This is a genomic window from Prevotella sp. SGI.167 (assembly GCF_050313615.1).
GTDB lineage: Bacteria > Bacteroidota > Bacteroidia > Bacteroidales > Bacteroidaceae > Prevotella.
The window spans coordinates 1-5,046 of sequence record NZ_JBNPLT010000063.1; the positions used below are offsets into that span (position 1 = coordinate 1).

Sequence of the window (5,046 nt, forward strand, 5' to 3'; positions counted from 1 at the left end):
TGGAATTCACCTTGTCTATTCGTCTGCGTATAACGCTTCAACTTCTTATGTTGATTGTAGGCTCTAACCATTACATTGCCAAGAGCCTTTCCCGACTCGTCCTTAACCATTCCCGAAAGGGTGGTTTGGGCAGAGAGAGGCAAGGCTATTAGCAACGCAAGGACGACCATCCCAATATGCTTTGTAAGACTCTTGCTAAAACTCTTGTTTTTATTAAACTGCCTTGCTGCTATTCCTTTTCCAAAGGATTATAGAATAACTTTCTCTTTTTAACTGGCAAAGGCTTACCATTCATGTCTTTAGGAGCCATGGGTGTATTCTGCCATGACTTAGTTGGATCAAACTTGTAATCAGCCACAGCTTTGTTAAAATTCTCACGAGTAGTCTTGAAATATTCTGTGTCTCTGACAATTATTGGCGAACTAGACTTTCGGACAGAAATCGCAGAAAAAGTATGCTCTTTATCTTCTGATTGTGCTTCAAGAATTAGTCCTGGTAAGCCATTTAATTTCCAAGGGCCAACACTCTTCGGTATATCACAAAACCAAGCTATCCAATTACGTCCACGGAAAACTGCTGTTGCTTGATGGCATAAATATCCACAAATCATCTTTGTACTATCAGACAATACCCAATCAATTTGAGGTAAATCCTCTTGATAGGTATAACTATCTATAGATACCTTACCATAATAAGACAGTCGTTTTGTATTTGCATTTTCTAACAAGAATTCTTTAAAGTCTGGTCTATACATATTATAGGTTTTTAAAAACTCTCCGTTAGTCATCTGTTGTTTTCCAACAAGAACAGAATCTAGCCTATAAGAACCATAACTCTCAAATTTAGAAACAGTATCTCCTATTTCCAATATAGCATAATACTCTCTCATATCTCCAATGCTATGGTCTATAATACGATAGTTATAGATGCATTCCATAACACTTATGTCTAATGTTTTGTTTTTACCCAATTTTGCTGGTTCATTAGCCCATGAACCTCCTATTGAAATTTCCTGTGCGCTTGCTGCAAAAGGCATCATCGCCAAAAGCAACGCCATCATCATTTGTTTTATCATTTTCTTTTCCATTGTATATCTCTTTTATATGTTTCCTACATACTTATTCTTATTAGAAAATACGCAACTCTTACCATTGAGTAAACTAAAGGAACGCGCTTTTAACTTTTATTAATATTGGTAACTTGCCCTTTCATCCCTCTTTTTTTGCAAAAGTACGAAAAAATAAAGAAACTCCAACAGAATGTCTCTATAAAATTAGAAAAAAGCAGAACTTTCATCTGAACAAAGTTAAGTAGCGCTGCGCATTGCCTGTAGTCCTTTCAGAATCACAATGCAAAGATACATCCATGAGAATCCGCCATTCACGGTTTCTCACGGTTATTCACTGTTTCTCACGGTTTTTCTTTCTTTTTCTGATGATTAGCTCAGAAAGATGATTTATTCCAATGATAAAAGAGACTTGCTTATGACGGCTAAGTAACTTGCTTAGGATAGCTAAGTGACTTGGTTATGATAGCTAAGTAACTTACTTAGGAATGACAGATGACACTGGTGACAGGGTTTTCTTAAAAACTCTCTCACGTAGGCGGGCGGGAAACTTTTCTGAAAAATTTTTCCTGCCCGCCCGCGTGAAGAAAGTTTTAGAAAACAAGTGTCATAAGTGTCACTGGTGTCACAAATATCATTTGAAATAGTCAAACAGAAATATCGGGAAAGCATTGAGTACTGCTACTTTACAATCTTCGGCATTCACATACTGCTCTAATTGTGAGTTGAATATTTTGTCTTGAAGTATGTCTTCTTTAGATGCAGGCATCGAATTCTTCCCTTTACATAGATAGTTCGCTTTTCCCACATTCATTTCCTTTAAATATTCCCAATTCTGCTTGACTTCCTTCATCTCTTCTTCTGTTGGCTCTCGATGATCTTTCAGTAGGATGAAATCGAAACTGTCATACGCAGAAAAATCGGCAGATACACCTTTGAACTTACTACACTCTGAGCGTGTTACAGAATACGTCCAATAGTTTGCATCGGGCAACTGCTTGGTATAACGTATAGATTCAACCATCGGATAGTCAATATAAAGCCTACCAAACTCCGTTTCGTTATTGAATGTTTCAAGCATTTCCCTTACCTGCCTGTTGATTTCTTCGAGAGATAAATTCCGGTTATGAAAGTCATAGTCGAAGAACAGATAGATTTCCGAAATGTCAGCAGAAGCATCAATATCCTTGAGCGGATTGTCTGCTTGACCGGCAAATTTCTCCATGAGTAAAGACACAATATCTCCATCGCCATCATACTCCTGCAAATCTTTGTATAGTTGATAGATGTTGTTGTTATAGGAACATACTATCTGCTCATCTCTGTTTGCAAAGTATAATCGCTGAATGGTGCGGAACAAATCCGGCTCCCGTTTTACTCCTTCAAAAACGAATAGTATCATACTTCGAATGCATTACCTCTAAACATTTTTTCTATATTATGCCCGAATCTCAACTCTTTTTGGGTGCAGTCGCTCAACGGCTTGATTTTGTTGTCTTGCAAGATGAAATTGCAGTCTGGGCGAAGCAAGTCGTTGGTCATCAGGTAGGTATTGTGTGATGACGTAAAAGCTTGACATGGAAGAGCAAAGAGGGTTTTGCAAACCTCATAAGAGAGTCTGAAATGATAGAAAGCATCAAATTCATCGATGAAAACGAACGATGCATTTGCCATCTGTTTCAGCCAGTAATAAAGCAGCATCAGAGATTGAGTACCCGTTGATGCAATCTTATCGAATGGAATGCGACCTAATCCAAATACGCAATACAACTCTTTATCATCATCCTTTGGATCCTGAAACTCAAAACTTTGTCCACTTACCCGATGGATGAAGTCCTCAAAGTCCCAAGTCAGCTGATTCTTGATGATATACTCATCGAGATTAGCCGGAGCAGTAGCCAACCCCATAAACTCATTTTTTTCAACACTTCTGAACCATAACATTGAGTTTACGAATTGCTGCAGCTTCAGAAGATAATGTTCCTTGGCAAGAGGATAGGAAGTAAGCAGAAAGTTTACGATGGATACATTGTTGGCGTTATTGGCAAGGTTTGCCTTCACCGCAGAATCCATCGGGAACTCAACATCATCCAATGTCAAGACAGAATTCTTGTTGCAGAAAATAAGTTTGTTATTCACAACAAGTTCTTCTTCCTCCAGCTTTCCATCAGGCGATTTGCTATATGTATATTGTAACGTATCATCTCTAAACTTGAAGGCATATTCAAATTTTACGGGTAAGTTCAACTTTCCCGTATATGTAAAGTTATCATAATAGTTCACCTTCTTCCACTTCTGTGAAAGATGATTGGTGATGTCGAAGATGGCCATTGCAAAGTTCGACTTGCCAGAACCGTTAGGTCCATACACGATGCCATTCTTGATGATACCATCTTTAATGGCAAAAGTATTGAACGAATAGTTACTTGGTTTCGACAAATCCCATTCTATGCGATTAGCAAATCCTCTATAGTTCGTTACGGCAAATTTTACTAACATGGTTCTATATACTTTATTTTTAATTGATAACGAAATTGTTGATGCAAAGCAAACACACCCCAAAACGACGAAAACCATCATTCAATTATTATAATGTCAAGTGCTGCTTAGCATTTGCAAAGATATATAAAAAAACAATCCACCGTAATTATTTTACGGATATTTAAGATAATAATCAAGTATCAATAATCATTGAAAGATATAGGAGTAGTGATTGAAAGATATAGGAGTAGCAGCAGGAAAGTATAATAGAAGTATTCGAAAGATATAGGAGAAGTTGCCAGAAGATATAATACCTGTCTTCAAGATTGTTAATACCTTGAACCGCACAACAGCTGTTGTGCGCTTGCATATCAGCTGTTGTGCAGATGCACATCAAGTGTTGTGCGGATGGAATCCAGCTGCTGTGCGGTAATGCTCAACAGAAGAACCTTTTCTGCCTTTTAGCAATACTCTTCCTTAAACCATAGACGATAAATCGGATCAACAAATACAAAATCAGCTTTCTGCTTCTCTATGATATCCTTGTTCTGAAGAATCTTCTTGTTCTTAACTATCGTATTGGGATTACCCAGATTATACACCTGCTTCACTGCTTGTGATGAGAAATGCTGCTCACCATCAGCAATCGCCTTAAGCAACTCTATCTGGGTAGAACTGAGATTTTCCGTATCGTTCTGAAACATAGGGGTATTGATGTTCAATACCTGCTTGAGACCGAGAGAGAACTATTGCGCTTACTGCCATAAAGGCAATAAGAGGTCAACTGCTGCTGTTGCCATACTGAGCGCATCTTGCCCTCCATATCCTTATATTCCGGGAGATTAGCCAACTGCTGGAATTCATCTATGCACACGATAATCCTGATTCCCTTTTCCTTCGCCAGCAACTCAGGCAATTGGAGAATCGCCATCTTATCTCTTTCTTGCGGAACAAACTTCAGGTCGAAAGCCACAAAATCCGTAATCTGATCGTTAACTATTATTTGTGGAACCACACCCGTCAAGAACTTCTTGGCATCCTCTATCCAACGTTCTATCTTGGAAGAAGCACAGGCTATGACCTGACTGGCAAAAGTGCGATAGAATTCTGCTTCCGAGCCGATACTGAAAGCATCTATATAGCAGATTCTCACCTCCTTATCTTCTTCACTCAGTTCCGTCATCGCCTTCTTGACAAGCGACGATTTTCCCCATCGACGTGGAGAAATGAGCATCACGTTGATATGGGAAGCCAGGAGTTGCTTGAGCAAAGCCCTGTCTTCCGTTCGGTCGATAAAATTCTCTTCGGTAGCCAAAGTACCAAACTGAAAAGGAGATTGAAATACTGCCATATTCTTCTTATTAAATTCGTTTTATCTGCTTTATTACATTCGTATCACCTGCAAATATACAAAAAGTTACCCAAAGGTAACTTACCTTAGGGTAACTTTTTGTGATTATTAACCTATACTAATGGTTAATCAGGTCATTAAGGTCAAA

At 38.5% G+C, this 5,046-nt stretch carries 5 protein-coding genes; all 5 read right to left on the reverse strand.

Annotated features, from left to right (window positions below; genetic code table 11):
• Positions 1-229 precede the first annotated feature (229 nt).
• Positions 230-1,087, reverse strand: a complete 858-nt coding sequence (locus tag ACQRBJ_RS15615; RefSeq protein WP_445304178.1) for a GLPGLI family protein — start codon at positions 1,085-1,087, stop codon at positions 230-232.
• 613 nt (positions 1,088-1,700) lie between these two features.
• Positions 1,701-2,468 carry a hypothetical protein gene (locus ACQRBJ_RS15620; protein WP_445304179.1) on the reverse strand — a complete coding sequence of 256 codons (768 nt, stop codon included), beginning with the start codon at positions 2,466-2,468 and terminating at the stop codon, positions 1,701-1,703.
• The gene (locus tag ACQRBJ_RS15625; protein ID WP_445304180.1) at positions 2,465-3,565 is read right to left on the reverse strand and encodes an AAA family ATPase; all 1,101 of its coding nucleotides are present in this window, start codon (positions 3,563-3,565) and stop codon (positions 2,465-2,467) included. The genes ACQRBJ_RS15620 and ACQRBJ_RS15625 overlap by 4 nt, the downstream gene beginning before the upstream one ends.
• A 443-nt stretch (positions 3,566-4,008) precedes the next feature.
• The gene (locus ACQRBJ_RS15630; protein WP_441938483.1) at positions 4,009-4,251 is read right to left on the reverse strand and encodes a hypothetical protein; all 243 of its coding nucleotides are present in this window, start codon (positions 4,249-4,251) and stop codon (positions 4,009-4,011) included.
• A gap of 14 nt (positions 4,252-4,265) precedes the next feature.
• Positions 4,266-4,898, reverse strand: coding sequence for a hypothetical protein (locus tag ACQRBJ_RS15635; protein WP_445304181.1), 633 nt, complete (start codon positions 4,896-4,898; stop codon positions 4,266-4,268).
• Positions 4,899-5,046 lie beyond the last annotated feature (148 nt).

What these genes read in the sequence shown, in the direction of transcription:
- ACQRBJ_RS15615 (WP_445304178.1), bottom strand. Translation starts at nt 1,087, where the DNA reads ATGGAAAAGAAAATGATAAAACAAATGATGATGGCGTTGCTTTTGGCG.
- ACQRBJ_RS15620 (WP_445304179.1), bottom strand. Translation starts at nt 2,468, where the DNA reads ATGATACTATTCGTTTTTGAAGGAGTAAAACGGGAGCCGGATTTGTTC.
- ACQRBJ_RS15625 (WP_445304180.1), bottom strand. Translation starts at nt 3,565, where the DNA reads ATGTTAGTAAAATTTGCCGTAACGAACTATAGAGGATTTGCTAATCGC.
- ACQRBJ_RS15630 (WP_441938483.1), bottom strand. Translation starts at nt 4,251, where the DNA reads ATGTTTCAGAACGATACGGAAAATCTCAGTTCTACCCAGATAGAGTTG.
- ACQRBJ_RS15635 (WP_445304181.1), bottom strand. Translation starts at nt 4,898, where the DNA reads ATGGCAGTATTTCAATCTCCTTTTCAGTTTGGTACTTTGGCTACCGAA.